This is a genomic window from Streptomyces sp. NPDC028722 (assembly GCF_040637655.1).
GTDB lineage: Bacteria > Actinomycetota > Actinomycetes > Streptomycetales > Streptomycetaceae > Streptomyces.
Genome location: NZ_JBEZWU010000014.1, coordinates 12556 through 39316 on the forward strand (window position 1 = coordinate 12556; position 26761 = coordinate 39316).

Sequence of the window (26761 nt, forward strand, 5' to 3'; positions counted from 1 at the left end):
GCGGCTGTCCTGGGTCACCAGCGGGCGGCTCCCAGGTCCCTGGAGATCGCCCGCGCGGCTTCGCGGATCAGGGTGACCAGGCCCGGTCGGGGGTGTCCCTGGCCGTCGCAGATCCGCTCGACCGGTCCGGAGAGCCCGACGGCGCCGACGACGAGCCCGCCGTGCCCCCGGATCGGCGCGGCCAGCCCGGCGTCGCCCATGCTCATCTCCTGGATCTCGGCGGCCCAGCCCGCCTCCCGGACCGCGGCCAGCGCCCGGGCCAGCTGCTCGGGGTCGACGAGGGTGTGCCGGGTGTAGGCCTCCAGGCCCGGTTCGACGGCGGCGGCCCCGTAGGCCAGCAGCACCTTGCCGAGCGAGGAGGCGTGCAGGGGCAGCAGCGACCCCACGTCGAGCGTCTGGAAGGTGTCGTCCGGCCGGAACACGTGGTGGACGACGAGGACCCTGCCCTCCAGGGGCGTCCCCAGGCGCACCGCCTCGCCGCTGCGGGCGGCCAGGGCGTCGGCCCAGTTGAGGGAGCGCGAGCGCAGCTCGTTGACGTCCAGGTAGCTGGTGCCCAGGTGCAGCAGGGCGGCTCCCAGCTGGTACTTCCCGGTCGCGGCGTCCTGCTCCACGAAGTCCACGTGCTGGAGTGTGCGCAGGATGCCGTGCGCGGTGCCCTTCGCCAGGCCGAGCGAGGCCGCCACCTCGCCGAGCCCGAGTCGGCGGGGCCCACCGGCGAGCAGGCGCAGGATCGCCGCCGCCCGTTCGATCGACTGGACTGGGCCGGCCATGAGGCGAGCCTATTACCGCCACGGGCGCTTCGCCGCGCGGGCGGCGGGACGCCGGGCAGGAGGGCTGTTCGGTAATGCCGACCGCCGTTCATTGACGCGCCCGATTTGTCTCCATAACGTGCCTTGGAGCACGGAACGCGCCGGACGGCGCGGGACCGGCAGCAGATCACCGGAGGAAATATGGCGGCACAGCTCAACACGCTGCTTCGGGCGGCATGCGAACACGTGTGTCCGCTGCCGCCCGTCGCCGGCGCGGTCTCGGCCGTACGCCGGCGGGCGGCGGCGGTCCTCGCCGAGTGGAGCGTCTGCCCGGACATCGTCGAGGACTCGCTGCTCGTGGTGTCCGAGCTCGTCACCAACGCGGTCATCCACGCCCGGCCCCCGGCCGAGCTGCGGCTGTCCTGGCACTGGGGCGACGCCGGCCGCACCCTGCGGGTCGAGGTCACCGACGCGGGGCCCGCGCTGCCGGCGGGCTGCTCCCTCCCCGGGACCGACCCGGACGAGCACGGCCGGGGCGAGGCCATCGTCCACGCTCTGGCCACCCGGCACGGCATACGGGTCCACCCCGCCGGGATCACCCGCTGGGCCGAACTCGTCGCGGCCTGAGATGCCGCCGCTGCACAGACGGTACGGAGACGGTCGCGGCCCGAGACGCCGCTGCATGGGTGCTACGGACAGGATCGCGGCCCGAGACGCCGCCGCTGTCCCGGCTGTACGGAGAGCGCCGCGGTCTGGGATGCCGCCGCCGCACAGACGGTACGGAGACGGTCGCGGCCCGAGACGCCGCTGCATGGGTGCTACGGAGAGGATCGCGGCCCGAGACGCCGCCGTTCCCGGCTGTGCGCAGAACGTCGCGGCCCGAGATGCCGCCCCTACCCCGGCCGTACGGAGACCGGCTCGTCCGCGGTTCGTTTGCGGAGCAGGAGCAGGGCCGCGTCGTCGTGCAGCCGCCCGCCCACATGCGCGAGCAGTTCGTCGTGGAGCGCGGTGAGCGTGCGTGCCGGTTCCTCGGACACGTGCCGGGTCACGCCTTCGGCCAGCGGATAGAACGCGCGGGTGTGATCGCGGGCCTCGGTGACACCGTCGGTGTAGAGCAGCAATTGGTCCCCCACCGCCAGGGGCAGCCGCTGGAGACCGGGCGCCTGGCCCGAGAGGGCGCGCAGCCCGAGGGGTGGAGCGGGCGGGGCCGACTCCACCGCGCGGACCTCGCCGGACGCGGATATCAGCAGCGGGGGCGCGTGGCCGCAGTTGACGACCTCCAGGTGCCCCGACCGGGGACATCCGGCGACCACCGCGGTGACGAAGTCGTCCGGGCCGAGGTTGCGCGCCAGACTCCGCTCGATCCGGCCGACGACGGCGAGCAGGTCCGGCTCGTCCTGAGCGGCCTCACGGAACACTCCGAGCACCAGCGCGGCGGTTCCCACGGCCGGCAGGCCCTTGCCGCGCACGTCACCGACGATCAGCCGGATGCCGTACGGAGTGGGCAGCAGGGCGTAGAGGTCGCCGCCGATCCGCGCCTCCGCCGCCGCGGCGCTGTAGCGGACGGCCACCTGGAACGGGCCGACGGTCTCCGGGACGGGCTGGAGCAGTGCCTGCTGGGCGGCCTCCGCGACCGAGCGGACCGCCGCGAGGACCCGTTCCCGACGGCCCCGCGACGCGCTGGCCAGCACGCTCGCCGCGGTGACGGCCAGCAGCGCGCACGGCACGGCCGCCAGCTCGCGTGCCGGAGCCCCGTGTCCGACGCCCAGCGCCGCGCCCGTCGCCGCGGCGAGGAGACCGGCGCAGAGCACACCGCGCGGCCCGTTGGTGGTGGCCGCCAGCGCGGGTCCGGCCGCCAGCAGTGGAAGCCAGATCATGCCCGCCCCGCCGGCGAGGTCGACGAGCACGACGACGGCGACCACCAGTACCGGCAGCGCGGGCGCCCCCGCGGCCAGCTGTCCGGCAGCACGCCGCCGGACCTGCCTCCGGGCGTCGGTCGTACGGTCGCCGGACGGCCGTGTCAGCGCGTGACCGCCGCCTTGGTGTCGGGCCTGGCTCATGTCGCGTCCGCAGTCCTCGCCGGTAGGGGTGCGCACACCCGGATGTGTCCGTTTCCTCCAGGGAACGGGCCGGGCGGGGGGCACCGCAAGGGGCGGCTTTTCAGATGGTGAGCGACAGGCTCCGGCTCACCCGGACCGCCAGCGGAACCAGGCGGGCCCGGATCTCCTGGAGCTCGGTCCGCCGCTCCACCGGCAGGGAGACGCCGAGGGAGCCGAGGGTGTCCCCGCGGTAGACGGGCACGGCGACGCACACGGTGCCGAGCGCGTACTCCTCCAGGTCCGTGACGGCCGGCGCGAGGGGCGGTGACTCGATCCTGCGGAGCAGCTCCGGGAGACTGGTGATCGTCCGTGGCGTGAGATCGGCGAGGTGGTGCCGTGACAGGTACTCCCGGCGCCCTTCCTCGTCCAGCTCGCGCAACACGGACTTGCCCAGCGCGGTGGCGTGTCCGGCGTCCTCGAACCCCACCCACAGGTCCACCCGCGGCGTACGGGGACCGTCGACGATATCGGCGACCCTGATCTCGCCCTCCTCGTAGAGCGTGAGGTAGACGGCGCCGGGCAGCTCGTCCCGCAGGGCGGCCAGCGCGGGGCGTACGCGGCTGAGCAGCGTCTGCGCGTTGCCGGCCGCGTGCAGGGAGCCCAGCCGGTCGCCCAGGACGAAGCCGCCGTCGTCCAGTTTCCGTACGTAGCCGTCGTGGACCAGGGTGCGCAGCAGGTGGTAGGCGGTGCCCAGGGGCAGCCTCGTCTCGCGTGCCAGCTGTTTGGCCGGCGCGCCGTTCTCGTGCGCGCTCACCGCCTCCAGCAGACGGAGGGCACGCTGCACGGACGTGATGAGGGTGGGGCCGTCCTGAGCGCCCATAGCACCAGGTTGCGCCGCGGGCCTGGTGCGGGCAAGGCCAGGACCGGGGCCGGCACGGCCCGGCCGCGGTGCGCGACGTGGTACCTACCGTCCAGTAATATCCGGCGGCAGGCCACCAGAGGAGAATCCGTGTCCCGGTCCGAACGCTCGCCCCTGCTGCTCGCCGGCCTCCTGGCCGTGTCCGGGGTCGCCCATTTCGCCGCCCCGCGGCGGTTCGACGCGACGATTCCCCGCCGGCTGCCGGGCTCGCCCCGGACGTGGACGTACGGCAGCGGAGCCGTAGAGCTGGCCCTGGCGGCCGGCATCGCGGCACCCAGGACGCGCGCCGCGGCGGCCAGGGCGGCAGCGGCCTTCTTCGTCGGTGTGTTCCCGGCCAACGTCCAGCTGGCCGTCGACTCGCGCGAGCGGCCCACCCCCCAGCGGACCGCCGCCCTCGCCCGGCTACCGCTCCAGGTGCCTCTGGTGCTGTGGGCCCGCGAGGTGGCCCGCGGCGCGGCGGACGGGAACGGACGCACCGGGGAGGGGCAGCGGTGACCCGGCGCCCCCTGGCGGCCGGGGACAGGGCCGAGGACTTCGCCCTGCCCGACGAGACCGGGACCGTCCGCCGGCTCACCGAGCTGCTGGCCGGCGGACCGGTCGTCCTCTTCTTCTATCCCGCCGCCCTCACCCCCGGCTGCACCGCCGAGGCCTGCCACTTCCGCGACCTCGCCGCCGAGTTCGCCGCCGTCGGCGCCCGTCCCGTCGGCATCAGCGGGGACGACGTGGACAGACAGCGGGATTTCACCGGCCGGCACCGCCTCGGCATGCCGCTGCTCTCCGACACCGACGGCACGGTCCGTGAGCGGTTCGGCGTCCGGCGCGGCTTCTCCCTGGCCCCGACCAAGCGCGTCACCTTCGTCATCGACGCGGACCGTACCGTCCTCGACGTCGTCCGCAGCGAACTGCGCATGAACACCCACGCCGACCGGGCCCTCGCGGCCCTGCACGCCCGCAAGGGCTGAACCGGCTCCCGCGGAGGTGCGCCGGAGGAGGAGCGGTGCCCACCGGCCGCCTTCCGGGCGCGGGTGCGCCGGGCCGGACGCGCAGTTCCCCGCGCCCCCTCCGGGGACGTCCGGCCCCGGGCCGGGCGGTACCGCGCCGCTCCGGTGGGCTGATCAGCCGGGCGGTGACACCCGGCCGGCGGACATGGCGTGAGCGGTGCCGTCGGCCACCGCGCCGCGCGGTACGCCGGGTAGCCTCCCGGGGCGGGGGGCGGGAAGCTGCTGGCGGCGTGAACATAGGCTTACGGTAAGCCAGTTGGGGCCGCAGCCGTCGATCCGGCACCGGTCCGCCGCCCCGGCCGCCGCTCCGCCCGAGGGAGACCATGAAAACCGCCGCCGACGCACCGACGATCCCCGGCACGCCGTGGCGGACCGCGCCCTTCCGGCGGTTCGCGTCGGCCCAGCTCGTCTCCGCCACCGGGACCGCGATGGCCCCGCTCGCCCTGGCGTACTCCGTCATCGAGCAGGGCGGCGGAGCGGGCTCCCTCGGGCTGGTGCTCGCCACGAACACCGTCCCGACCATCGTCTTCCTCCTCGCGGGAGGCCTCTTCGCGGACCGCCTGTCCCGCAGCCGCATCCTCTTCCTCGGCAATCTGCTGGCGGCGGGCGCCCAGGGCGCACTGGCCGTCACGGTGGCCACCGGACACGCGACGACGACGTCGATCGCCGCGTGCGGCTTCCTCTCCGGCACCGCGGCGTCCTTCACCGTCCCCGCCGCCCAGGGCGCCGTCGCCCAGATCGTGGCCCCGGAACACCTCCAGCGCGCCAACGCGCTGCTCCGGCTGCCGGGCAACGCGGTCAGGGTGCTGGGCCCGGTCGCCGGCGGTCTCGTCGTGGCGGCCACGGGCGCTGCCTGGGCGCTGGCCTGGGACGCGGCCACCTACGCCGTCGCGGCCTTCCTGCTCCTCGGTCTGCGCCTGGGCGCTCCCGCGACCCCCCGCGGCGGCGTCCTGGCCGACCTGCGCGCGGGCTGGTCCGGTTTCCGCTCGCGCACCTGGCTGTGGACCTACACGGCCGCCGGCACCGTCCTCGTCGCGGCCTGGCTCGCCGGTTTCCAGCTCCTCGGTCCCCTCGTCGCCGCCCGGGACTACGGCGGAGCCCGCGACTGGGGTCTCGTCCAGGCCGCCTTCGCCTGCGGGCTGCTGGCCGGCACCCTGGTCTGCCTGCGCTGGACACCGGCCCGGCTGCTCACCGTGGCGGTCGCGGCGAGCGGCGCCCTCGCCCTCCCGCTCGCCGCCATGGGCGCGGGCGCACCGCTGACCCTCGTCCTGTCGGCCGCCGCGCTCGCCGGGATCGGGCTCGACATCGCGATCGTCGCCTGGACCACCGCCTTCCAGCGGCACGTGCCACCGGCCGAGCAGGGACGCATGAGCGCCCTCAACGGAGTCGGTGAGCGCCTCGCCGTCCCCCTGGGCTACCTCGTCACCGCCCTCGCCGCGCAGGCCTGGGACAGCAGGGGCGTGCTCCTGGCCTGCGCCGGCATGATCGCCGCGGCGGCCGTCCTCAACCTCTGCGTCCCCGACATCCACCGCGTGGACCGGCGGACCGGGCACGACGGGCCCACCGCCACCGGGTGACCGGGCCTCCCGGGAACCCGGCCGTCACCGCTCGCCGCCGGCCGCCGCGACCTGGGCCAGCGTCCGTCCCGTGCGCACCGAGCGGGCCCGGCGGGGATCCGGCGTGCCGTGCGCGTCCGGGCGGGCCGGGCCCTTGCGGACCAGCAGCCACGCCTCCTCCCCGTCCGTGCCGTCGCGGAAGCGGGTCAGGGCGTAATCTCCGTGCAGCTTGGCGCCGCGGAGCCGGAAGGTGGCGTGCCCCCGCTCCAGGGACTCGGCGAAGTCCACCGGGCGGCCCCGGCGGTCATGGCTCAGCGGCTCGTACGTCCCCCGGTCCCACACGATCACGGTCCCGCCGCCGTACTCGCCCTTCGGGATGACGCCCTCGAAGTCCTCGTACGCCGGCGGATGGTCCTCCGTGGGCACCGCGAGCCGCTTGTCCCCGGGGTCGTCCGACGGGCCCTTGGGCACGGACCAGGACTTCAGGACGTCGCCGACCTGGAGCCGGAAGTCGAAGTGCATCCGGCGGGCGTCGTGGATCTGCACCACGAACCGCGGCCCGGCGTCACCGGCGGGGGCCGCCCGGCCCGACGGCTCGCGGGTCCGCTCGAAGTCACGCCTGCCGCGGTACGTCCGCAGCCGGTCCTCCGCTGCCACCTGCGGCTCCTTCCGTGCGTCCGCCTCACGCGCCCGGGTACCCCCCAGACGGCCGGTTCAGCCGGCGGCGCCGTCCGGCGGGAGCGTGACGCGGGGGGAGTTCGCGGTGCGGGGGCCTCGGTGTCACGATCTGAGCGGAGCCGGTACCGGACGAGCATCGGAGCGCGCATGACGACGCACAGGGTCACAGCGGGGCAGCCGGAGCGGGACACGGACGTGCAGGGACGGCCGCCCGCTCGCGGGACGGCGGCGGATGCCCGTGCCGGGGCGACGGCCCCCGGCGGGGACCTCACGGTCTCCGGGGTGGAGGTCCGGCCCGTGGCCGGGCACATCGGTGCCGAGATCACCGGTGTCGACCTCACCGGGCCGCTCGACGACGCCGTGGTGACCCTGGTCCGGCAGGCCCTGCTGCGCTGGAAGGTGGTGTTCTTCCGGGACCAGCACCTGGACCACGCCGGCCATGTCGCCTTCGCCCGCCGCTTCGGCGAACCCGTCGTCCCCGCCCGGCGGGGCGGTGCCTCACCGGCCGGCTTCCCCGAGGTGGAGACCACGGCCGACCGGCTGGAACTGGGCGGCCGCTTCGGCATGGAGCACGAGGAGTGGCTGCGGCGCCGCCGGCACACCCTGCTGCGCGGCTGGCACTGCGACCACGGCGCCCGGATCGACCCGCCGGCCGCGACCGTCCTGCGCGCCGAGACCGTCCCGCCCTACGGCGGCGACACCACCTGGGCCAGTCTGGCCGCCGCCTACTCCGGACTGTCCGCGCCGGTCCGCGCCTTCGTCGACGGGCTGCGCGCCGAGCACCGGCTCGGCGTCGGCTACCAGCCCCGGCCGGGCGACGACGCGTACGTCCGGCACCTCCTGGACCACCAGGTGGCCTCCGTGCACCCGCTCGTGCGGGTGCACCCGGAGACGGGGGAGCGGGTGCTGTTCGTCAACGGCTACTACGTGGAGCAGATCGCCGGCGTCTCCCGGCCGGAGAGCGCCGCACTGCTGGAGATGCTGCTGGAGCAGGCGGTGCGCCCCGAGTACACCGTCCGCTTCCGCTGGGAGCCCGGCAGCGTTGCCTTCTGGGACAACCGGGCCACGATCCACCTCGCCCCGAGTGACAACGCCCACCTCGGCGCCCCCCGGATCATGCACCGGGTGATGCTCGCCGGAGACGTGCCGGTGGGCGTGGACGGCACGCCGTCGCAGCCGGTCACCGGACCGGCGGCGGGGCAGTGGTGAGTCGGCCGGCGGGCCGCCACCCCAGCGCCGGACCCAGCTTCGTCGCCATGTCCGTCAGGATCTGCACATAGTCCTCGTGCTCGAAGGTGAACGGCAGTGCGAACGCCACCTCGTCGACCTCGCGGAACGCGGCGTGGGCGTGCAGCCGTTCGGCCAGCTCCGCCGAGGTGCCGACCAGGTCCGGCGCGAACAGCAGCCGCGCCGGGCCCTGCGGGGAGGCCGTACGGGGCAGCCGCCGGGCCGCGTACTCGGCGTACCGGGCACGCTGCCCGGGGCTCGCGGAGTCGGTCGGGATCACCACCAGCCCCTGGGAGACGCGGGCCGCGTCCCCGTCCGGGTGATGGGCCCGGAACTCCCGGATGTGGGACAGCTGTGTCCCGGCGAAGTCCGGTGCGCCGCCCGCGCCGTCCTCGGCCTTGACGACGCTGCTGGTCAGCAGGTTCATGCCGTGCTCGCCCGCCCAGCGGGCCGAGCCGAGGCTGCCGGCGCCGTACCACAGCCGCCGACCGAGGCCGGGGGAGTGCGGCTGGACCACGGAGGAGAACACCTCGAAGCCCTCCTCCCCGCGGAAGCCGGTGGCGGGCTCGCCGCGCACCAGGTCCAGCAGCCGGCGTACGCGCTCGTGCCCGAAGTCCTCCGCGTCGGCGGTGTCCGGATAGAGGGCGTCCCTGACCTCGTCGAAGTGCTGGGGAGGACCCACGCTGACCCCCGGGTTGAGCCGGCCGCCGGACAGCACGTCGACGGTCGCGAGGTCCTCGGCGAGCCGCAGCGGGTTCTCCCAGCCGAGCGGTGTCACCGCCGTGCCGAGTTCGATGCGGCGGGTGCGCTGTGAAGCGGCGGCGAGGACGGCGACCGGGGACGAGATGCCGTACTGGAGATGGCGGTGGCGCACCCAGGCGCTGTCGAAGCCGAGCCGCTCGCCCAGTTCGATGATCTCCAGGGTGGACTCGTGGCCCCGGCCGGGGTCCGCCGCGTCGAACAGGCCGATGGTGAGGAAGCCCAGCCTGCGCAGGGGGCGAGGGGTGGACGGCACGGGCTCCTCCAGCGGTCGTACGTCGCTACGGACCTGATTCTGGCAGGCGAATGTGATAGCCGTGTGATCAGTTCGGCGGGCCGGGGAGCGGGATCACGACCTCGTCCTCGACGGGCGGGTCGAGTTCCTGGAGGCGGTTGCCGGTCGCGGCGAAACAGCGCAGCCGGACCTCACGCGGGCCGACGTCCAGCCGCAGGAAGCACTTGAAGAACGGGGGGCTGTAGGTGGTGGAGGACGGTGAGAACAGCTGGGTGTAGATCTTCCGCACCGGCAGCCGGAACCGGGCGGTCCGCTCCGGCCGGCGGCCGGCGCCGAGCAGGCTCGCGACCAGCCGGGTGCGGCGGGTGATCCGGGCGCCGGGTTCCTGCGTACGGCCCGGCTCGATGCCCAGCCGTTCGGCGATCACGGCCGTCGCCTCGGCCGCCGTCAGCCCGAAGAAGCGGGGCAGCCGCAGCCGGTGGCCGTACAGCCGGCTGTAGAAGGCCAGCGAGTCGCCGCGCAGCGGATAGCAGCGGAAGTCGCGCTCGGTGACACCGCCGACCGACACCCGCGGGATGGTGTGCGTGGCGTGCATGAACGCCCCGCCGCCGCCCGCGACCACGTACTGGACGGTGCGGCCGTCCACCTCGACCGGGTACCGCTGGTAGTTGTGGATGTCACCGCCGATCGCCGCCACGTAGTGGTGCTCCGGGTCCCGGACGATGTCGTCCACCGTGCCGCCGCCCTCGATGGGGCACGGGTGGTGCTCGCCGTCGACGTACAGCGGCGAGCCGGTGACGAGGATCTTCGGCCGGGTCCCCCGGGACATCTCCCGCAGCCAGGCGCCCTGTTCGGCGTCGATGGTGCCCAGCAGCCCGGTGTCGATGCCGACGATCCGCACCGGTCCCGCGTCGATCGCCCAGTACGGCCCCGGCTGTACGGCCTGTTGCCCCGGCGCCGACCGCAACCGCCGCGCCTCGGCGAGCCGTTGCTCGTCGGCGGGGCGTGCCCGGTGCCACAGCAGGGAACGCCACCAGGCACGGGTCAGGGGGCGGGGCCGGGGCTCCGGGGCGAGCGGCGGGGGGTCGGCGCAGAAGACGCGCATGAAGGCGCCGAGGTCCTCGTACCAGTCGTGGTTCCCCGGTATCGCGTAGATCGGCGCGGGATAGTCCCGGTACGGCCGGAAGAACTTGCGGCCGTAGTCGTCGGCGCTGCCGACGGGGTAGACGACGTCACTGGCGATGACGGCGAACTCCGTGTCCCGCGCCACCTTCAGGAAGCCCGGCACCACCGCGTACTGGGAGTCGCCGCCCTCCCCGGTGTCCCCGATCACCATGAAGGAGAACCGGTCCGGCACGTCCCGCCGGATCGGCTTGTCGGCGGGCGCGCCGGCCGCCGCCCGCAGGGCCACCCAGCGGCTGCGGGTACGGCCCGTGGGGTCACCGAACCAGGACGCCAGCACGCCGTTGCGCGCGGCCCACAGGGTCCGGGGGTCCAGCCACGACAGTTTCTCGGTGCGGGCCGGCATCAGCCGCTGGTACGTGCCGCGTTCGGCGGCGCCCCAGCCGGCGCCCTGTGCGGTATCGCGTGAGGAGTCAGACACGCGGTGCACGGTAACAACCGGCGTCCCCGGAAACCCGGACGGACGGGTCAGGAACCGGCAGGAGCACGTAAGTTGTGCCGTGAATGATCCACGCCTCGGCTGAAAGACGGACCCGACCCATGACCGACCCTGTGACGACGCCCGAAGAATCGATGCGCCAGAAGATCGACACGTCGGTGCCGCACTCGGCCCGCATCTGGAACTACTGGCTCGGCGGCAAGGACAACTATCCCGTCGACGAAGAGGCCGGCGACGCGTACACGGCCGTCTTCCCGGGCATCGTCACCATCGCCCGCGGCAGCCGTGCCTTCCTGCGCCGTACCATCACGTATCTGGTGTCCGAGGCGGGCATCCGGCAGTTCCTGGACGTCGGCACCGGTCTGCCGACCGCCCAGAACACCCACGAGGTCGCGCAGGGCCTCGCCCCCGAGGCGCGGATCGTCTACGTCGACAACGACCCGATGGTCCTCGCCCACGCCCGCGCGCTGCTGTACTCCTCCCGCGAGGGCGCGACGGCCTACATCGACGCGGACGTGACGGACCCGGACCGCATCCTGGAGGCCGCCGCCCGGACGCTGGACCTCGGCCGGCCCACCGCGCTCATCCTCAGCAACATCCTGGGACACGTCGCCGACCACGACCGGGCCCGCTCCATCGTGACCCGGCTCATGGACGCCCTGCCGCCGGGGAGTCACCTCGCCGTCAACGACGGCTCGCGCGGCATCGACCCGGTCTTCGAGGAGGCGCAGGACGCCTACAACGACAGCGGTGCCGTCCCGTACAACCTGCGCACCGTCGACGAGATCACCGCGTACTTCGACGGCCTGGAACTGATCGAGCCCGGCGTCGTCCCGGTCACGCAGTGGCGCCCGGAGCCCGGCGGGCCCACGCCGGAGGTCGTCGCCGAACACGGCGGACTGGCCCGCAAGCCATAACTCCCCTGCACGCACCGGCCGGCGCCCCCTCCCCCCAGCCGGGGCAGGGGGCGCCGGCCGGTGCGGGGTGTCTGTGTTCTCCGGCGGCGAAGCGGTGGCGGGCGGACAGGGGGAAAACCCTCGATTGACCCGCCGTTGGATGACATGGTCCGGTCAGGGCTGTCATTCTCCCTGCGAACGCTGATCCACCCCACCCGTACACGGATCACGGTCCCGCACAGCTCAGCTCGCCCGGGCGGCAGACCCGTCCGCCCGGTCTGTCATCGGCCGCACACCTGCGGCCGCAGCAGTAGGAGTACGAGTGAGACCCCACAGAGCCCTTCCCCACAAGCGGGCCACGGTCGGAGCCGCCCTGGTCTCCACCGCGGCCTTCCTCGCCGTCGGTCTCCAGGCCGTACCGGCCACCGCCGCACCGGCCGCTCCCCACCCCAGCCCCCTGCGCGGCGGCGGCCTGGCAGCCGGCCTCAGCCCGGCCCAGCACCAGGCGCTGATCAAGAGCGCCCGGCAGAGCACCGGCACGATCGCCCGCACCCTCGGGCTCGGCGCCCAGGAGAAGCTGGTCGTCCGGGACGTCGTCAAGGACAACGACGGCACCGTGCACACGCGGTACGAGCGCACGTACGCCGGACTCCCCGTCCTCGGCGGCGACCTCGTCGTGCACACCCCGCCCGCCTCGAAGGCCGCGGGAACCGTGAGCACCACCTTCAACAACAAGCGCACGATACGGGTGCGCTCCACCACCGCGACCTACACCAAGGCCGCCGCGGAGACCAAGGCGCTGAAGGCCGCGAAGGCCCTGGACGCCAAGAAGCCCGCCGCCGACAGCGCCCGCAAGGTGATCTGGGCGGGCACCGGCACCCCGAAGCTCGCCTGGGAGACGGTGATCGGCGGCTTCCAGGACGACGGCACGCCCAGCCGGCTGCACGTCATCACCGACGCCACCACCGGCAAGGAGCTGCACCGGTTCCAGGCCGTCGACACCGGCGTCGGCAAGACCCGGTACAGCGGCCAGGTGACGCTGACGACGACCCAGTCGGGCTCGAACTACACGTTGACCGACGGGACCCGCGGGGGTCACAAGACGTACAACCTGAACCACGGCACCTCGGGCACCGGAACGCTGTTCTCGCAGACCAGCGACACCTGGGGCGACGGCACCAACTCCAACGCCGCCACCGCGGGCGCCGACGCGCACTACGGGGCGCAGGAGACCTGGGACTTCTACAAGAACACCTTCGGCCGCAGCGGCATCAAGAACGACGGCGTCGGCGCGTACTCCCGCGTCCACTACGGCAACGCGTACGTCAACGCGTTCTGGGACGACGGCTGCTTCTGCATGACCTACGGCGACGGCACGGGCAACAACGACCCGCTGACCTCGCTGGACGTGGCCGGCCACGAGATGAGCCACGGCGTCACCTCCAACACCGCCGGTCTGGAGTACAGCGGTGAGTCGGGCGGCCTGAACGAGGCCACCTCGGACATCTTCGGCACCGGCGTGGAGTTCTACGCGAACAACACGTCCGATCCCGGTGACTACCTCATCGGCGAGAAGATCGACATCAACGGCGACGGCTCGCCGCTGCGTTACATGGACAAGCCCAGCAAGGACGGCGGCTCGGCCGACAGCTGGTACTCCGGCGTCGGCAACCTGGACGTGCACTACTCCTCGGGCCCGGCGAACCACATGTTCTACCTGCTGTCCGAGGGCAGCGGCACCAAGGTCATCAACGGCGTGACCTACAACAGCCCGACCTCCGACGGGGTCGCCGTCACCGGCATCGGCCGCGACGCCGCCCTGAAGATCTGGTACAAGGCGCTGACGACGTACATGACGTCCAGCACCAACTACGCCGCCGCCCGCACCGCCGCCCTGAACGCCGCCGCCGCGCTGTACGGCACCAACTCCACGCAGTACGCGGGAGTGGGCAACGCCTTCGCCGGCATCAACGTCGGCAGCCACATCAACCCGCCGAGCAGCGGGGTGACGGTCACCAACCCGGGCAGCCAGTCGACCACCGTCGGCACGGCCGTCAGCCTCCAGATCCAGGCGAGCAGCACCAACAGCGGCGCGCTGTCCTACAGCGCCTCCGGCCTGCCGGCCGGCCTGTCGGTCAACAGCTCGACCGGTCTGATCTCCGGCACGCCCACCACGGCGGGGACGTACAGCACCACCGTCACGGTGACCGACTCCACCGGCGCGACCGGCACCACCACCTTCGGCTGGACGGTCAGCTCGACCGGCGGCGGCTGCGGCTCGGCCCAGCTGCTGAGCAACCCCGGTTTCGAGTCCGGCAGCACCGGCTGGACCGCGTCCAGCGGTGTCATCACCACCGACAGCGGTGAGGCGGCCCACGGCGGCTCCTACAAGGCCTGGCTGAACGGCTACGGCTCCACGCACACCGACTCGCTGTCCCAGTCGGTGACGATCCCCGCGGGCTGCAAGGCGACCCTGACCTTCTACCTGCACATCGACACCGCGGAGACCGGCACCACCGCCTACGACAAGCTGACGGTGACCGCCGGTTCGAAGACCCTCGCGACCTACTCGAACGCCAACGCGGCCTCCGGCTACAGTCAGAAGTCCTTCGACCTGTCCTCGCTGGCGGGCTCGACCGTCACGCTGAAGTTCAACGGCGTGGAGGACGCGTCCCTCCAGACCAGCTTCGTCGTGGACGACACGGCCCTGACGACCGGCTGATCCCGCACCTGACCGCGGTCCCGCACCCGTTCCCCGGGTGCGGGACCGTCGTCATGTCAGCTCAGCGGGTCCAGCGTGAGATACGCCTGCTGAGGGCTGCCGTCGTGCACCAGTGACTCCTGGTTGCCGACGTCGTCGAAGGCGAAGGCGTAGGCCTTGCCGTCGGCCATCTGCGCGTGGATCTTGCGCGCGTAGTGGTTGGTCACCGTGTCCTGGTAGAAGTTCGCCGTCGTCGTGTCCGGCTGGTTGGGGTTCACCAGCAGGGTCGACCGGTTGAAACCGGCGCACAGCGTACGGGAGATGGGGCCGCGCACGTTGTCGTTCGGTGCGTCCAGCAGCTTGTGGCAGCCGAAGATGCTGGAGGCGTCCGGCTTCTGGAAGCTGGTGACCACCGCGCCGGCGGTGTTGGTGAAGTTCATGACGCCGCCCGAGACCCGGCCGTAGTACTTGGTGTTCGGGTCGTTGGCGAACGGCGTCACCGTCAGGGTCGACGTCGTGTACTTCTGCCAGACCCGGTTGACGTAGTCGTCCATCACGTTCGCCGGCAGTGCGCCGGTCTCCACGCCGTACAGCGGGGACAGCGCGCGCAGCACGGTGCCGTCGGGCCGTGTCTGGATCAGGTTGGCCCAGCCGCCAGGCTGTCCGCGCAGCGCGTTGAAGAAGCCGTTCCAGCCACCGGACTTCAGGTGCCCGGTGGTGCTCACACCGCCGTCGGCCCGCTGCACCCCGACCGCGTACGGCGCCGAGAACATGTCCACCTGGGTGCTGTTGAGCCACAGACCGGAGTCGTTGAGCGTGTACTCCGACCAGTTGAAGAGGATGTTCCGGTTGGGGTCGGAGGGATTCTGCACGGCCGGCTGCACCAACCCGCCGGTGGTGAGCCGGAAGTCGAGCTTCTGGCCGTACGAGAAGTAGATCCGGCCGGAGAACTTCGGGACGCGGATCGTCGTGGACTGTCCGGCGGCCGGGCCGGGTATGGCCGCGTCCGGTGCGGGGGTCGGCGGATTGCCGCCCGCCGGCCAGGGGTGGAACGTGCCGTTCGCGTCGGCCCAGCCCTGCCGCCCGGAGGACAGCTGGGTGCCGAGGTCGTAGACGTAGACCTGGTCGGAACGGCCCGAGTTGTTGGTGATCTTCAGCGGGATGGTGTCCGGGACGGCGGCGTCGGCGCGGACCGGTGCGCCGAGCGTGAGGGCTCCGCCGATCAGCGCCGCGGCGGCGGCCAGGGGCAGGGCGGGACGGGTGAGCCTGTGAGGCACTCTCCACCTCCGTGTGGGGTCGGGGTCGTACGGTCTGGTCCGTACCTGTTCTGAGAGCGCTCTCAGATTCATGCCAGGACACGTGCATGTCAATGTTCCGGACCGAATCGGTCCGGCGCCCGCCGGTCCGCGGGCGCCGGACCCGCCGTCAGAAGGTGCGCTCGAGCAGGCCGAGCAGGGCCGCCCAGTGCCGTTCGTCGGCCTCCCGGTCGTAGGCGGGGGTGTCGGCCTGCGTGAAGCCGTGGTGCGCGCCTGCGTAGACCTCGCAGGTGTGCCGTACCCCGGCGGCCGTCAGGGCCTCCTCGAAGCGCGCCACCTGCTCCGGGGGCAGCGACGGGTCGTCGTCGGCGTGCCCGAAGTACAGCTCCGCGGTGATGCCCGGCGCCTCCAGGTGCGGGCTGCCGGGGTCGTCGGTGGCCAGGCGGCCACCGTGGAAGCCGGCCACCGCCGCGACCCGGTCCGGGTGGGCACCCGCGGTCCACAGGGCGAGCCGTGCGCCCATGCAGTAGCCGGTCAGCGCGACCGGGCCGTCTGCCACCGCCGGACTGTCGGCCAGCCACCGCAGGTAGGCGTCCGCGTCCCGCTTGACCAGGTCGGGCGTCAGGCCGGCCAGTACCGGTCCGAGCCGCTCCCAGATGGTGGGGTCGGCGGCCGGGTCGATGAACGCCGGCAGGTCCAGCACCGGGGCCCGGCCGAGACGGTAGAACACGTTCGGCACGAGCACCGTGTAGCCGGCGGCGGCGAGCCGTTCGGCCATCGACCGCAAGTGCGGGCGCAGCCCGTAGGCGTCCTGGTAGAGGAGTACGGCCGGGCGGGGGCGCCCGTCGGCCGGCTGGACGAGGCAGGCATCGGCGACACCGTCCTCGGTGGTGATGTCGACGCTGGTCGCCCGGACATCGGTCATGGTGAGAAGGCCTTCCCTCGGGGACGGACGCGGGCGGTTCCCTGCCCGGCGCCACGACTGGCCCCATGCTGCCACGCAAGATCCACGAGCGGTGCCGCGGCAGCGGCGTCCGGCCGCGGCCACGCGGACCGGCTACCGGGGCGCGTGCGGCTCGGCGGTCGTGATCTCTTCGGCGGTGGGAGGCGGGGCGACGGCCGCGTACGCGGCCTCCCGCGCGTTCACTCGAAACGGCTCGGGTCGCCCGCTCCCCGGCGGACGATCTCCGCCTCCCCGCCCGAGAAGTCGACCACCGTCGTCGGCTCGGTGCCGCACTCTCCGGAGTCGACCACCGCGTCCACCACGTGGTCGAGCCGGTCCTTGATCTCCCAGCCCTGGGTCAGCGGCTCCTCCTCGTCCGGCAGCAGCAGGGTGCTGGACAGCAGCGGCTCGCCCAGCTCCGCCAGCAGCGCCTGGGTGACCACATGGTCGGGGATGCGCACACCCACGGTCTTCTTCTTCGGGTGCAGCAGCTTGCGCGGCACCTCGCGGGTGGCCGGCAGGATGAACGTGTAGCTGCCGGGCGTCGACGCCTTCACGGCCCGGAACACGTCGTTGTCCACCCGGACGAACTGGCCGAGCTGCGCGAAGTCCCGGCACATCAGCGTGAAATGGTGCCGGTCGTCCAGCCGGCGGATGGAGCGGATCCGGTCCATGCCGTCCCGGCTGCCGAGTTGGCAGCCGAGCGCGTAGCAGGAGTCGGTCGGATATGCGATGAGCGCCCCCGAGCGGACCGCGTCGGCGACCTGGCCGATGCTGCGTGCCTGCGGATTGTCGGGGTGCACGTCGAAGTACTTCGCCATTCGACGAGCTTATTCCGTCGGTGGACGCCCCGCGCGCAGGGGCGGTGCCCCGTGGCACCCGCCGGGGGCCACGGACGCGTCTGACATAGGTATGACGTCACACCTGTCGTGGCGGCGTGCCCGGATCCAACGCTCCCCAGCGGGACGTCGACAGTGTCGCCTCGGCGCTCGCCGACGCCCTGCCCGCGCTGCACCGGGCCCTGGACGGGCTGGTCGCCCGCGACTACGCCCGTCCCGAGCCGCCCGAGGGCCCGCTGAACCTGCTGCGTCACCTCGCGGAGCACCAGGGCGCCACCGTGCGGGGGGCCGCCGACGCCCTGCTGATGGAGCGACCGTGCGGAACGGACCGGGCCGTTCCTTCTCGTTCCGCCCGCCGTTCCGATCGTCCGAAATTGATGGGCGTACTTTCCGGGAGCCGGGGCAAACGAGGGAGGAGCCGCCCGGGGACGTCCCCCCGCCCCGGGCGTGGCGTCTCCGCCGGCGGCCGATCCCCCCCCCCAGGCCGCCGGCGGAGCCATGTCCGGTGTGCCGCCCGGCCCCTGGTCACTCGGCGGCTGCGCGTCTCACCTGGCCGCCGGCTCGGCCGGCAGGTCGAACACGTGCCGGGGCGAGACGATCTGTGTGACCGCCTGACCGAACAGCGTGCTGGGTTCGTTCTTGCCGTGGTCGATGTCGGTGTTGAGGACGATCACCAGCGTCGTGCGCGTCGACGGGAGGTAGACGGTCAGCGACTCGTAGCCGGGCAGGGAGCCGTTGTGGCCGATCCAGCCCTGCACGTCGAAGATCCCCAGCCCGTACCCGGCGCCCGGGATCGGCGTCGCCGGGGTGATGAGGCGCTGCCTCTGCGCGGCGGCGCTGACCATCCGCTTGCCGTCGGGCAGTTGGCCGGTGGCCACGGTGCGCGCCCAGATGCGCAGATCGTCCAGGGTCGAGATCATCGCCCCGGCCGCCCAGCCCCAGGACGGGTCCCAGTCGGCGGTGTCCGCGGTCTTCCCGTCCGCCGTCTGGTCGGTGTAGCCCTGCGGGTGCGGCGCGGGGAACTCGTTGCCCGCGGGGAAGAGCGTGTGCTTCATGCCGGCCGGATCGAGGATGTGCCGCTGGATGTAGTCCCCGAGGCGCTGCCCGCTCTTCTGCTCCACGACCAGGCCGAGCAGGATCAGGTTGGTGTTGCTGTAGTAGAACTTCTCGCCCGGCTGGAAGAGCACCGGGTGCTTGAAGGAGTAGGCGAGCAACTGCTGGGGCGTGAAGGGGCGCCGGGGGTCGGAGGTGAGCGCCTTGAAGAAGGCGTCGTCCTCCGAGTAGTTGAACAGCCCGCTGCGCATGCCGGCCAGCTGACGCAACGTGATCTTGTCACCGTTGGGTACGCCGTCGACGTACTTGCCGATGGGGTCGTCCAGACCGAGCTTGCCCCGGTCCACGAGCTGGAGCAGGGCGGTCACCGTGAACGTCTTCGTCTCGCTGCCGATGCGCGTGTACATGTCCGGGGTCATCCGGCGACCGGTCGACTTGTCGGCGACGCCGAACGAGCGGACGTAACCGGGCTGTCCCGGTGTCCAGATGCCCACGCTCACGCCGGGGGTGCCGGTCTCGCGCCGCACCCGCCGTACGGCCGCGTCGACCTGGCGTGCCACGCCGGGGGACAGGGCGCGGACATCCGAACTCGAGGGACCGGGCGTGTCCGAGGCGGGTGCGGCCGGTACGGCGGCCGGTGCCGTCCCCGCGGCGAGCGGTACGAACAGCGTTCCCGCGAGCGCGGCGGCGGTGGCCCCCCTGCGCAGGCGCGCGGACGAAGGCGACATGGGCTGACTCCAACCACGTGACAGACGCGTGAGAGGCGACCTGAGCGAGACGCCGAGCCCGGATCTCCTCAGCATAGGAGCGCCCGGCCCACCGCGCGCGACGGCCGGGCCCCCTCCCGTACGCACCCGGCGGGACCGGAGCGGACGGGTGGGACCGCCGGTCGGCCGGCCCCCGTCCCGTACGCACCCGGCGGGACCGGGCCGGACGGGCGGGAACGCTTGTCCGGGGGGCGGCAGGGCCGTTCGGGCGATGGCCTCACCCGACCCGGTGAGCGGCCGGCGCGGAGCGCACCGGCGGCGGGCCGGGGGCGTTGCCCCGGCATGGACCGCTTGGACTGGATGGACCGGAGGGACCGCGTGGACCGGATGCGCCTGCTGGGCCGGGTGGACAACGGCCGGGAGCCGGTCTACGCCGGGCTCGTCGCGGAGTGGCGGGCGCAGGGGCGGACCGTCCCCGCCGAGCCCGAGGGACTGTGGACGGCCCTCTCCGGCCCCGCCGTCCCCTCCCGGCGCGAGTCCGGCCGGGGGTGATCCGTTACCGTCCGCACAGCGGCGCAAGGACGGCGAGGGCGCCGTTGGCCTGCCGCAGCGCGTCCTCCAGGGCACCGGGCGCGTGGAGGGTGCCGGTGCCGTCGGGCGGTACGAGCCACTCCAGGTAGCGGGCGGGCCGGTACGGCGGCGGCACGGCCACCCACGTCCCCTTGCTCGCGTACCGCAGTCCGGCGCCCACCCAGCCCCCGTTCGGGTCCGGCGGCAGCAGGAAGCCGACCCGCCCGGCCGCGGTGTCCACCAGGGTCGGCCCCGGCACCGGCAGCGCGGGCCGCCACAGCAGGTCCAGGGTGAGCAGTCCCAGCCGGTCGGGGACGCTCAGCATGTCCCAGAAGCGGCCCGCCTCCAGAAGGGCGATGCCCTCGCCGTGATCCCACTCCCATTTGCAGCCGCGCGGGTCGGCCGCCGCCGCGGCCAGCCACTCCACGCCCCGCGTCCACATCATGTTCGTCATGCGCTGCTCCGGGTCTCCTCGCCCGCCTGCCTGAGCGCAGGGAGCAACCGTGACCGGGCCCCGCGTATGTCCGTACGCCCACCCGGCACATGCATGGTTGTAGATACTTCTACGGCGCGGAAGGGGTGGCGAACCGTGGCGTTTGAGCCGGGACGTTCGAACTCCGCTTGCCGGTTCGTCAGCCGGACGAGGGGGGACGCGTCACCCGCACGGCGACCGACCGTCAGCCGGGCGCACGTTTCGTTCGTCCTCGCACTCGAATCGATTGCGACCTGTTGAATCGGCCGCCTCTTCCATCGTATGGTCACGGCATTCCGTCGCCGTCTTCGCGAGGTACTCCATGGACCGCACGCGTCTGCCCGCCCTCCTGTCGCGCGAGAGCGCCGAGGCCGAACGCCGCAACCCTCGCTCGCGAGCGGCCTACGCGCGCGCCGACCACCTCTTCGGCCGGGTGCCGATGACGTGGATGAACAAGACCGCGGGCGCCTTCCCGCGCTATCTCGCCGCGGCGCGCGGCGCGCGGGTCACCGACATCGACGGGCACGAGTACGTCGACTTCTGCCTCGGTGACACCGGTGCGATGGCCGGCCACTCACCCGCTCCGGTCACCGAGGCGGTCCAGCGGCGGTACGCCGACCTCGGCGGAGCCACCGCCATGCTGCCCACCGAGGACGCCGAGTGGACCGGAGCCGAACTGACCCGCCGGTTCGGCCTGGCGCGCTGGAGTTTCTCCCTCACCGCGACGGACGCCAACCGCTGGGCGATCCGGCTGGCCCGTGCCGTCACCGGCCGCCCGAAGATCCTGGTCAACAGCTACTGCTACCACGGCAGCGTGGACGAGTCACTGATCGTCACCGGCCCGGACGGCACCGGCACCGCCCGCCCCGGAAACGTCGGCGCGCCCTGTGACGTGACGCTGACCAGCAGAGTTGCCGAATTCAACGACCTCGCCGGGCTGGAACGGGAGCTGGCTCACGGCGACGTCGCTGCCGTCCTCATGGAGCCCGCCCTCACCAACATCGGCATCGTGCTGCCCGAACCCGGCTACCTCGCCGGCGTCCGCGAACTGACCCGGCGCTACGGCACCCTGCTCGTCAACGACGAGACGCACACGTTCTCCGCCGGACCCGGCGGCTGCACGGCCGCCTGGGACCTGGAGCCCGATCTGCTCACCATCGGAAAGGCGATCGGCGGCGGCATCCCGGCCGGCGCCTACGGCCTGTCCGCCGAACTGGCCGACCGGCTGCTGGCCCGCGCCGACCTGGACCTCGTCGACATGGGCGGCGTCGGCGGCACCCTCGCCGGCAACGCCCTGTCGGTCGCGGCTACCAGGGCCACTCTGGAACACGTGCTCACGGACGACGCGTTCGCCCGGATGGCCACCCTCGCCGAGCGTTTCGAGGCGGGTGTCCGGGCCGCCGTCCAGGCACACGGACTGCCCTGGTCGGTCAGCCGCCTCGGAGCCCGTACCGAGTACCGCTTCACCTCCCCGGCCCCGCGCACCGGCACCGAGTCCGCGACGGCCGCCGACCCGGAGCTGGAGGACTTCCTGCACCTCTACCTCGCCAACCGGGGCATCCTGCTCACCCCGTTCCACAACATGGCCCTGATGTGCCCCGACACCACCGAGCAGGACGTCGACATCCACACCGAGGTCTTCGCCGCCGCGCTCGCCGAACTGGCCGGCTGAGCGAGGCCGGGAGAGAGCCGGGACACGAGGGATATGGGGGGCATGAGGGGCATGAAGGACATGGACGACATCGACCGCGCCATCCTGCGGGAACTCCAGACCGACGGCCGCATCGCCTACGCCGACCTCGGTCCCAGGGTCGGCCTGTCCGCCTCGGCGGCCCGGCAGCGCCTGCAGCGCCTGCTGGACTCCAGGGCCGTCCAGGTGGTCGGCGTCACCGACCCGATGGCCATGGGCGGACAGGCCATGGCCCTGCTCGGCATCGGTGTCGACGGCGACCCCCGCACCGTCGCCGACGCCCTGGCCGAACGCCCCGAGGTCGTCTACTCCGTCCTCACCTCGGGCGGCTTCGACCTCTTCGCCGAGGTGGTCGCCCCCGGCCCCAAGGAACTGCTGGACTTCGTCAACGACGTGGTGCGCCCCGTCGAGGGCGTCCGCGAGATCCGGTCCTTCCCGTACTTCGGCATCCACACGCACCGCTTCCTGTGGGACGTGGGCTGACCACCGGGGGAGTCCGGGACGCCCGCGAGCGGGTCAGGCCGCCGCCGGCGGCTCGGGTGACAGCACCAGCATGGTGACGTCGTCGCGGACCTCGTAGTGCCGCCGGGCCAGATCCGCCCACACCGCCTCCGGCAGCCCGGCCGACGGGGTACCGGCCAGCGCGGCCAGCCGCTCGGGCAGCGGATAGAAGGTGCCGGTGGCGTCGCGCGCCTCCCACACCCCGTCCGAGGCCAGGAACAGCCGGTCACCCGGACCGAGCGCCACCGTGACCTCCTTCGGCGGGCCGACGCCCACCAGCCCGATCCCCAGCGGCGGACCGGGCGCGACGGCCACCTCCCGGGCCTGCCCCGCGCGCAGCAGGACGGGCGCCGGATGACCGCACGCCACCAGCCGCACCGCGGCCGTACCCCCGGCGAACTCCAGCAGCAGCGCCGTCGCGAACAGCTCCCCGTGCCGTACGTCCGCCGAGTCCACCGCCAGCCGGCGGTCCATGCGGGCCGCCACCGACTCCAGGTCCGGCTGGTCCAGGGCCGCCTCCCGGAACGCCCCCAGCAGCGACACCACCGTCGCGACCGCCGCCAGCCCGTGCCCCCGTACGTCCCCCATCACCGCGCGCACACCGCACGGCCCCTCCCGGACGTCGAAGAAGTCGCCGCCCACCAGCGTGCCGTTCTCCGCGGCCCGGTAGAAGGCCGCGCAGCCGACGCGCCCGACCCGCTCCGGCAGCGGCGGCAGCACCGCCTGCTGCACCGCCTCCCCGATGGCCCGCTCCGTGTCCAGCTGGGCGTCCCGGTGGCTGCGCACGAAGGACACGAACACGCTCAGCGCGGCCACGAACACGATGGTGAGCAGGTCGGTGCTGCCGGGCCGGTTCAGATGCGTGGCCGGCACGTTCAGCACGACGATCACGCCCACGCCCAGCACACCGGTCATCACCGGGCCGTACGACAGGACGGCCAACGGCGGGATGGCGCCCAGCAGGAAGCCGACATCACGCGCGGTGGGCGTCACCAGCGTGGCGAAGGTGACCGCCGAGAGCAGGAGCACGGGCAGCACCCGTACCCACCACGGCGGTGGCGCGCCCCGCAGCCAGCCGCGCTTCTCCCGGTCCCCGTGCGAGGGCCAGCCGCGCACCGTTCCCACATCCCCACGCTACGCCGCCCCCGCCGGCGCAGCCCGCCGCCGGGCACACCGGACCGCGCCGAAAACCCGTGGACGCCCGCCCCGCGGGCCGCCTAGCCTGTGGGGCACCACGCCCGAGGCGGACAGACCAAGGAGGCGAGCATCATGCAGGTCACCAGCATCGAGCGCTCCCCCCTCCCCGTGCCGCCGGCGTGCCACGCCTGATCCGACCGGGAGCGCCGCACCCGCACGCATCCCGGAGGAATCCTTGACCGACCTGGTCATCCGCACGCTCGACGCGAGCAGTGCCGCCCTGTTCCGTACCATGCCCGACCCGCTCGCTCTGGCCGAGAAGCACCGGAGCACCCGCTACCGCCCCGACTGGCAGCGCGTCGCGCTGCGTGACGGCCGCACCGTGGCCCGCGCCGCCTGGTGGGGCCGCCCCGAGGACCTCGAACCGCTGGTCATCAACTGGTTCGACGTCGCCGAGGGCGAGGAGGCGGCGGGCGCCGAACTGCTGCGGACCGCGCCCTGGCAGACCCCCGAACTGGAACTCGACCTGCCCGTCGGCTGGCGCGACGACCCACGCCTACGGGCCGCTGCCGACACGCGTGCCACCGCCGCGCGCCGAGCCGGCTACACCCCCCTGGTGGACCGCTTCCTCTACCGCTGGACCCCGGACCTGGGCCTGCCCGAGCGGCCCGGCCGGCTCCGGTTCGCCCCCGAACCCGACGACGCCGTCTTCCACGGCCTCCTGCGCCGCATCCACTCCGTGACCCTCGACGCGCACGCCCTCCGGGCCGTCGCGGAGGGCGGCGTGGACCACGCGGCCCAGGAGGAACTGGACGGCCTGCGCCGGCTCCCGTCCCCGCGCGCCTGGTGGCAGGTCGCCCGCACCCCGGGCGGCGATCCGGTCGGCATCCACATCCCGGCGGCCAACCCTTCCGGGCCGTGCGTCGGCTTCGTCGGAGTGGTGCCCGAACACCGCGGCCACGGCTACGCCTACGACCTGCTCGCCGAGTGCACCCACTTCCTCGCCGCACGGGGCGCCTTCATCGCCGCCGCCACCGACCAGGGCAACCTCCCGATGGCCGCGCACTTCGCCGCGGCCGGCTACCCCGTCGTACGGGAACGCGTCAACTACTGGGCCGACGACGCCACCGGCGCCGGGTGACCCCGCCGGCCGCCCGGTGACCGCGCCGGGGCCCGTCCGCGAGACGGTGCCCCAGGCGCCGGCCGGTCCCCGTCCCGGCCGGCCGGGTGCCGCCTAGGTGTCCACCCGGACGACGCTCGTGATCAATACACCGGGTCGGTGCCCTCCGAGGGGTGGGCCTGCGACAGGCGGGTCTGCGCCGCCGCCAGGATCTCGGTGACGCGGAGGCCGAAACCGGCGTCGCACGGGTGCGGGCGGCCGGTGCGGGCCGCCCGCACCAGAGCGTCGGCGGCCCGGGCCAGCGCGGGAACCGCCCCCTCGGAACTCCCCGGCAGAGCGGTGACCCCCGCCTCGCCCCGCAGTTCCACGTCGGCCCCGGCCGCCGCGGGCGGGGCCGTCAGGCTCAGGGTGAGCGTGCTCGACGCGCCCGTGGCGTGGTCGAGGACCAGATGGACGGTGTCCGCCGGACCGTGTGCCGCCGCCACGACCTGCCGTACGTCGCCGAGGACCGGCAGCAGCACCGACAGGGCGTGCGGGCCGACGTCCCACAGGGCGCCCTTCTCCCGCCGCCACGGCGACGCCGCGAACGGGCTGTCGGACGTGAACACCGCCCCGAGCCACTGCGCCCGCGCCGTGAACCAGCCCGCCACCGACGCCTGTTCCTCGATCCAGGCCTCCGGCTCCTTCTGGAAGCGCGCGGTGAAGAACACCACCGAAGCCACCCCGGCCCGCTCCACCGCGTCCGCGACCGCCCGTGCCTCGGCGACCGACAGCGCCAGCGGCTTGTCGAGCAGCAGATGCCGGCCCGCCGCTGCCGCCCGCACCGCGAACCCGGCCTGCACGGACGGCGGCAGGGCCACCGCCACCGCGTCCACGTCGGCCAGCAGGGCGTCCACGTCGGCGTAGGCGGGCACGTCGTACCGCTCCGCCAGCTCCGTGGCCGCCTCCGGCCGGCGCCCCCACACCCCGGCGAACTCCAGGCCGGTGTGCCCGGCCAGGGCGGGGGCGTGGGCCGCCCGTGCCCACGGGCCCGTTCCCAGCAGTCCGATGCGCATGTCGCGTTCCTCTCTCCGAGCCGTCCCCCGCGAACTCAAGATGCCGTACTCCGTTCGCCCTCCGTACACCCGCGGCCCGGATCCGTCTCCTGAGCGAGCCATGCGGCGATGGTGGCGGCGATCGGCTGCCCGGTGTCCAGCTCCACGAACCCGAACTGGCCGGACTGGTTGCACTCCAGGAACCACCAGATCCCGTCCGCGTCCTCCGCGAAGTCGAAGGCTCCGTAGGCCAGTTCCGCGTCCCGCAGGTAGCGCAGCACGCCCTCGGCGACGCGCGGCGGCACCTCGGCGGGCAGCCAGGGGGAGACCGACGGGGCGAAGCGGACGTCCACGTCGTCGGGCCCGGCGTCCGGGTCGGTGGGCTTGCGCGCGGCCAGCAGCGTGCCGCCGACAGCGGTGAGCCTGATGTCGGCCCGCTTGGCGATCCGCCGTTGCAGCAGCGTCGGCCCGAAGGCGACCGCGGTGAAGTCGGCGTCCGGTGCGACCCGGCTGGTCGGCACCGCCCGCGGCGGCTCCTGCGGATGCGCGCCCGAGACCGGTTTGACCACCAGGTCCGGGAAGCGCTCCGCGAACGCCCGCGCCGCCTGCGGGAACGTCGTGATCAGCGTGGCCGGCACCGGCAGGCCGCTGCCCTGGGCGAGGCGCAGCTGCCAGGGCTTGTGGCGGGCCCGGCGGGCCGCGTCCGGGTGGTTCATCCAGCGGGCCTCACTGGCGCGCAGCATGCCGTACAGCGCCTGCGACGACTCCTCCGTCAGCCAGGCCGACGGCTGGGCGGCGCGGGCCGCGGGAATCCCCGGTCTGCGCACCCACACGGAGCGCAGACCGCCGATGCCGACCAGCCGCCCGCCGACGGACAGGTGTCCCCGGCAGGCGCCGTGGACGAACTCGCCCGACAGCGCCACGCCGTTGGTCAGATCGGCGGGGTCGAGCCGGACGACGGGCACGCCCGCCTCGCCCAGCCGGAGGACCACCATGTCCGCCGTCACGTCCTCTTCACTGGTCAGGATCAGCACGGTCATCGTCTCGACGCCCGCGGT

At 73.6% G+C, this 26761-nt stretch carries 25 protein-coding genes; 11 read left to right on the forward strand and 14 right to left on the reverse strand.

Annotated features, from left to right (window positions below; all coding sequences use genetic code 11):
* Positions 1-14 precede the first annotated feature (14 nt).
* Complete coding sequence (locus AB0F03_RS21570) at positions 15-770, reverse strand: IclR family transcriptional regulator (RefSeq protein WP_361994273.1); 756 nt, start codon at positions 768-770, stop codon at positions 15-17.
* Positions 771-950: 180 nt separating this feature from the next.
* Between AB0F03_RS21570 and AB0F03_RS21575 the strand changes: the two genes are divergently transcribed.
* Entirely contained in the window at positions 951-1376 is a 426-nt protein-coding gene (locus AB0F03_RS21575; RefSeq protein WP_361994275.1) for an ATP-binding protein, read from the forward strand.
* A 266-nt stretch (positions 1377-1642) separates the two neighbouring features.
* On the opposite strand, the gene AB0F03_RS21580 is transcribed toward AB0F03_RS21575, so the two are convergent.
* Together AB0F03_RS21580 and AB0F03_RS21585 are read right to left on the reverse strand one after the other, a co-directional pair.
* On the reverse strand, positions 1643-2809 hold the full coding sequence (locus AB0F03_RS21580; protein ID WP_361994278.1) for a PP2C family protein-serine/threonine phosphatase: 1167 nt from the start codon (positions 2807-2809) through the stop codon (positions 1643-1645).
* 100 nt (positions 2810-2909) lie between these two features.
* Complete coding sequence (locus AB0F03_RS21585) at positions 2910-3668, reverse strand: IclR family transcriptional regulator C-terminal domain-containing protein (RefSeq protein WP_361994281.1); 759 nt, start codon at positions 3666-3668, stop codon at positions 2910-2912.
* 129 nt (positions 3669-3797) lie between these two features.
* On the opposite strand from AB0F03_RS21585, the gene AB0F03_RS21590 reads away from it, so the two are divergent.
* The 3 genes from AB0F03_RS21590 to AB0F03_RS21600 all read left to right on the forward strand — a co-directional run bounded on the left by AB0F03_RS21590 (position 3798) and on the right by AB0F03_RS21600 (position 6285).
* The gene (locus tag AB0F03_RS21590; protein ID WP_361994285.1) at positions 3798-4202 is read left to right on the forward strand and encodes a hypothetical protein; all 405 of its coding nucleotides are present in this window, start codon (positions 3798-3800) and stop codon (positions 4200-4202) included.
* Complete coding sequence (locus tag AB0F03_RS21595) at positions 4199-4669, forward strand: peroxiredoxin (RefSeq protein WP_361994288.1); 471 nt, start codon at positions 4199-4201, stop codon at positions 4667-4669. Before AB0F03_RS21590 ends, AB0F03_RS21595 begins: the two co-directional genes overlap by 4 nt.
* A gap of 362 nt (positions 4670-5031) precedes the next feature.
* Positions 5032-6285 carry an MFS transporter gene (locus AB0F03_RS21600; protein ID WP_361994291.1) on the forward strand — a complete coding sequence of 418 codons (1254 nt, stop codon included), beginning with the start codon at positions 5032-5034 and terminating at the stop codon, positions 6283-6285.
* A gap of 24 nt (positions 6286-6309) precedes the next feature.
* Here AB0F03_RS21600 and AB0F03_RS21605 read toward each other — a convergent pair whose 3' ends face one another.
* Positions 6310-6921 carry a DNA polymerase ligase N-terminal domain-containing protein gene (locus tag AB0F03_RS21605; protein WP_361994294.1) on the reverse strand — a complete coding sequence of 204 codons (612 nt, stop codon included), beginning with the start codon at positions 6919-6921 and terminating at the stop codon, positions 6310-6312.
* A 168-nt stretch (positions 6922-7089) separates the two neighbouring features.
* On the opposite strand from AB0F03_RS21605, the gene AB0F03_RS21610 reads away from it, so the two are divergent.
* The gene (locus tag AB0F03_RS21610) at positions 7090-8151 is read left to right on the forward strand and encodes a TauD/TfdA family dioxygenase (RefSeq protein ID WP_361994297.1); all 1062 of its coding nucleotides are present in this window, start codon (positions 7090-7092) and stop codon (positions 8149-8151) included.
* Here AB0F03_RS21610 and AB0F03_RS21615 read toward each other — a convergent pair.
* Complete coding sequence (locus AB0F03_RS21615) at positions 8123-9184, reverse strand: LLM class flavin-dependent oxidoreductase (RefSeq protein ID WP_361994300.1); 1062 nt, start codon at positions 9182-9184, stop codon at positions 8123-8125. The two genes, AB0F03_RS21610 and AB0F03_RS21615, sit on opposite strands and share 29 nt — an antisense overlap.
* A gap of 67 nt (positions 9185-9251) precedes the next feature.
* Positions 9252-10766, reverse strand: a complete 1515-nt coding sequence (locus AB0F03_RS21620) for a metallophosphoesterase (RefSeq protein WP_361994303.1) — start codon at positions 10764-10766, stop codon at positions 9252-9254.
* Positions 10767-10885: 119 nt separating this feature from the next.
* Here AB0F03_RS21620 and AB0F03_RS21625 point away from each other — a divergent pair, with 119 nt between their 5' ends.
* Together AB0F03_RS21625 and AB0F03_RS21630 are read left to right on the forward strand one after the other, a co-directional pair.
* Positions 10886-11701 carry an SAM-dependent methyltransferase gene (locus tag AB0F03_RS21625; RefSeq protein ID WP_361994306.1) on the forward strand — a complete coding sequence of 272 codons (816 nt, stop codon included), beginning with the start codon at positions 10886-10888 and terminating at the stop codon, positions 11699-11701.
* A 301-nt stretch (positions 11702-12002) separates the two neighbouring features.
* Complete coding sequence (locus AB0F03_RS21630; protein WP_361994308.1) at positions 12003-14402, forward strand: M4 family metallopeptidase; 2400 nt, start codon at positions 12003-12005, stop codon at positions 14400-14402.
* A gap of 56 nt (positions 14403-14458) precedes the next feature.
* On the opposite strand, the gene AB0F03_RS21635 is transcribed toward AB0F03_RS21630, so the two are convergent.
* From AB0F03_RS21635 to AB0F03_RS21650, 4 genes are all read right to left on the reverse strand, one after another.
* The gene (locus AB0F03_RS21635) at positions 14459-15607 is read right to left on the reverse strand and encodes a glycoside hydrolase family 64 protein (protein WP_361994720.1); all 1149 of its coding nucleotides are present in this window, start codon (positions 15605-15607) and stop codon (positions 14459-14461) included.
* A gap of 199 nt (positions 15608-15806) precedes the next feature.
* Entirely contained in the window at positions 15807-16562 is a 756-nt protein-coding gene (locus tag AB0F03_RS21640) for a dienelactone hydrolase family protein (RefSeq protein WP_361994311.1), read from the reverse strand.
* A 218-nt stretch (positions 16563-16780) separates the two neighbouring features.
* Positions 16781-17401, reverse strand: coding sequence for an L-threonylcarbamoyladenylate synthase (locus tag AB0F03_RS21645; RefSeq protein WP_361994314.1), 621 nt, complete (start codon positions 17399-17401; stop codon positions 16781-16783).
* 563 nt (positions 17402-17964) lie between these two features.
* A complete protein-coding gene (locus tag AB0F03_RS21650; protein WP_361994317.1) occupies positions 17965-19200 on the reverse strand; it encodes a serine hydrolase domain-containing protein in 1236 nt (411 codons plus the stop codon).
* A 321-nt stretch (positions 19201-19521) separates the two neighbouring features.
* Between AB0F03_RS21650 and AB0F03_RS21655 the strand changes: the two genes are divergently transcribed.
* Positions 19522-19731 (forward strand): hypothetical protein, encoded by a 210-nt coding sequence (locus tag AB0F03_RS21655; protein WP_361994320.1) that lies wholly within the window; start codon positions 19522-19524, stop codon positions 19729-19731.
* Between the two features lie 4 nt (positions 19732-19735).
* Here AB0F03_RS21655 and AB0F03_RS21660 read toward each other — a convergent pair whose 3' ends face one another.
* Entirely contained in the window at positions 19736-20203 is a 468-nt protein-coding gene (locus AB0F03_RS21660; RefSeq protein ID WP_361994323.1) for a hypothetical protein, read from the reverse strand.
* Positions 20204-20543: 340 nt separating this feature from the next.
* Here AB0F03_RS21660 and AB0F03_RS21665 point away from each other — a divergent pair, with 340 nt between their 5' ends.
* Together AB0F03_RS21665 and AB0F03_RS21670 are read left to right on the forward strand one after the other, a co-directional pair.
* Positions 20544-21893 (forward strand): transaminase, encoded by a 1350-nt coding sequence (locus AB0F03_RS21665; protein ID WP_361994327.1) that lies wholly within the window; start codon positions 20544-20546, stop codon positions 21891-21893.
* Between the two features lie 60 nt (positions 21894-21953).
* The gene (locus AB0F03_RS21670; RefSeq protein ID WP_356826175.1) at positions 21954-22394 is read left to right on the forward strand and encodes an Lrp/AsnC family transcriptional regulator; all 441 of its coding nucleotides are present in this window, start codon (positions 21954-21956) and stop codon (positions 22392-22394) included.
* Between the two features lie 33 nt (positions 22395-22427).
* On the opposite strand, the gene AB0F03_RS21675 is transcribed toward AB0F03_RS21670, so the two are convergent.
* A complete protein-coding gene (locus tag AB0F03_RS21675) occupies positions 22428-23537 on the reverse strand; it encodes a PP2C family protein-serine/threonine phosphatase (protein ID WP_361994330.1) in 1110 nt (369 codons plus the stop codon).
* Between the two features lie 247 nt (positions 23538-23784).
* Between AB0F03_RS21675 and AB0F03_RS21680 the strand changes: the two genes are divergently transcribed.
* On the forward strand, positions 23785-24690 hold the full coding sequence (locus AB0F03_RS21680) for a GNAT family N-acetyltransferase (protein WP_361994332.1): 906 nt from the start codon (positions 23785-23787) through the stop codon (positions 24688-24690).
* Positions 24691-24812: 122 nt separating this feature from the next.
* Here the strand turns inward: AB0F03_RS21680 and AB0F03_RS21685 are convergent, their stop codons facing one another.
* Together AB0F03_RS21685 and tgmB are read right to left on the reverse strand one after the other, a co-directional pair.
* Complete coding sequence (locus AB0F03_RS21685) at positions 24813-25724, reverse strand: Gfo/Idh/MocA family oxidoreductase (RefSeq protein WP_361994335.1); 912 nt, start codon at positions 25722-25724, stop codon at positions 24813-24815.
* A gap of 35 nt (positions 25725-25759) precedes the next feature.
* The gene (tgmB, locus tag AB0F03_RS21690; RefSeq protein ID WP_361994338.1) at positions 25760-26743 is read right to left on the reverse strand and encodes an ATP-grasp ribosomal peptide maturase; all 984 of its coding nucleotides are present in this window, start codon (positions 26741-26743) and stop codon (positions 25760-25762) included.
* Positions 26744-26761: the final 18 nt, after the last annotated feature.

What these genes read in the sequence shown, in the direction of transcription:
- AB0F03_RS21570 (WP_361994273.1), bottom strand. Translation starts at nt 770, where the DNA reads ATGGCCGGCCCAGTCCAGTCGATCGAACGGGCGGCGGCGATCCTGCGC.
- AB0F03_RS21575 (WP_361994275.1), top strand. Translation starts at nt 951, where the DNA reads ATGGCGGCACAGCTCAACACGCTGCTTCGGGCGGCATGCGAACACGTG.
- AB0F03_RS21580 (WP_361994278.1), bottom strand. Translation starts at nt 2,809, where the DNA reads ATGAGCCAGGCCCGACACCAAGGCGGCGGTCACGCGCTGACACGGCCG.
- AB0F03_RS21585 (WP_361994281.1), bottom strand. Translation starts at nt 3,668, where the DNA reads ATGGGCGCTCAGGACGGCCCCACCCTCATCACGTCCGTGCAGCGTGCC.
- AB0F03_RS21600 (WP_361994291.1), top strand. Translation starts at nt 5,032, where the DNA reads ATGAAAACCGCCGCCGACGCACCGACGATCCCCGGCACGCCGTGGCGG.
- AB0F03_RS21610 (WP_361994297.1), top strand. Translation starts at nt 7,090, where the DNA reads ATGACGACGCACAGGGTCACAGCGGGGCAGCCGGAGCGGGACACGGAC.
- AB0F03_RS21625 (WP_361994306.1), top strand. Translation starts at nt 10,886, where the DNA reads ATGACCGACCCTGTGACGACGCCCGAAGAATCGATGCGCCAGAAGATC.
- AB0F03_RS21640 (WP_361994311.1), bottom strand. Translation starts at nt 16,562, where the DNA reads ATGACCGATGTCCGGGCGACCAGCGTCGACATCACCACCGAGGACGGT.
- AB0F03_RS21645 (WP_361994314.1), bottom strand. Translation starts at nt 17,401, where the DNA reads ATGGCGAAGTACTTCGACGTGCACCCCGACAATCCGCAGGCACGCAGC.
- AB0F03_RS21650 (WP_361994317.1), bottom strand. Translation starts at nt 19,200, where the DNA reads ATGTCGCCTTCGTCCGCGCGCCTGCGCAGGGGGGCCACCGCCGCCGCG.
- AB0F03_RS21655 (WP_361994320.1), top strand. Translation starts at nt 19,522, where the DNA reads ATGGACCGCTTGGACTGGATGGACCGGAGGGACCGCGTGGACCGGATG.
- AB0F03_RS21660 (WP_361994323.1), bottom strand. Translation starts at nt 20,203, where the DNA reads ATGACGAACATGATGTGGACGCGGGGCGTGGAGTGGCTGGCCGCGGCG.
- AB0F03_RS21665 (WP_361994327.1), top strand. Translation starts at nt 20,544, where the DNA reads ATGGACCGCACGCGTCTGCCCGCCCTCCTGTCGCGCGAGAGCGCCGAG.
- AB0F03_RS21670 (WP_356826175.1), top strand. Translation starts at nt 21,954, where the DNA reads ATGGACGACATCGACCGCGCCATCCTGCGGGAACTCCAGACCGACGGC.
- AB0F03_RS21685 (WP_361994335.1), bottom strand. Translation starts at nt 25,724, where the DNA reads ATGCGCATCGGACTGCTGGGAACGGGCCCGTGGGCACGGGCGGCCCAC.
- tgmB (WP_361994338.1), bottom strand. Translation starts at nt 26,743, where the DNA reads ATGACCGTGCTGATCCTGACCAGTGAAGAGGACGTGACGGCGGACATG.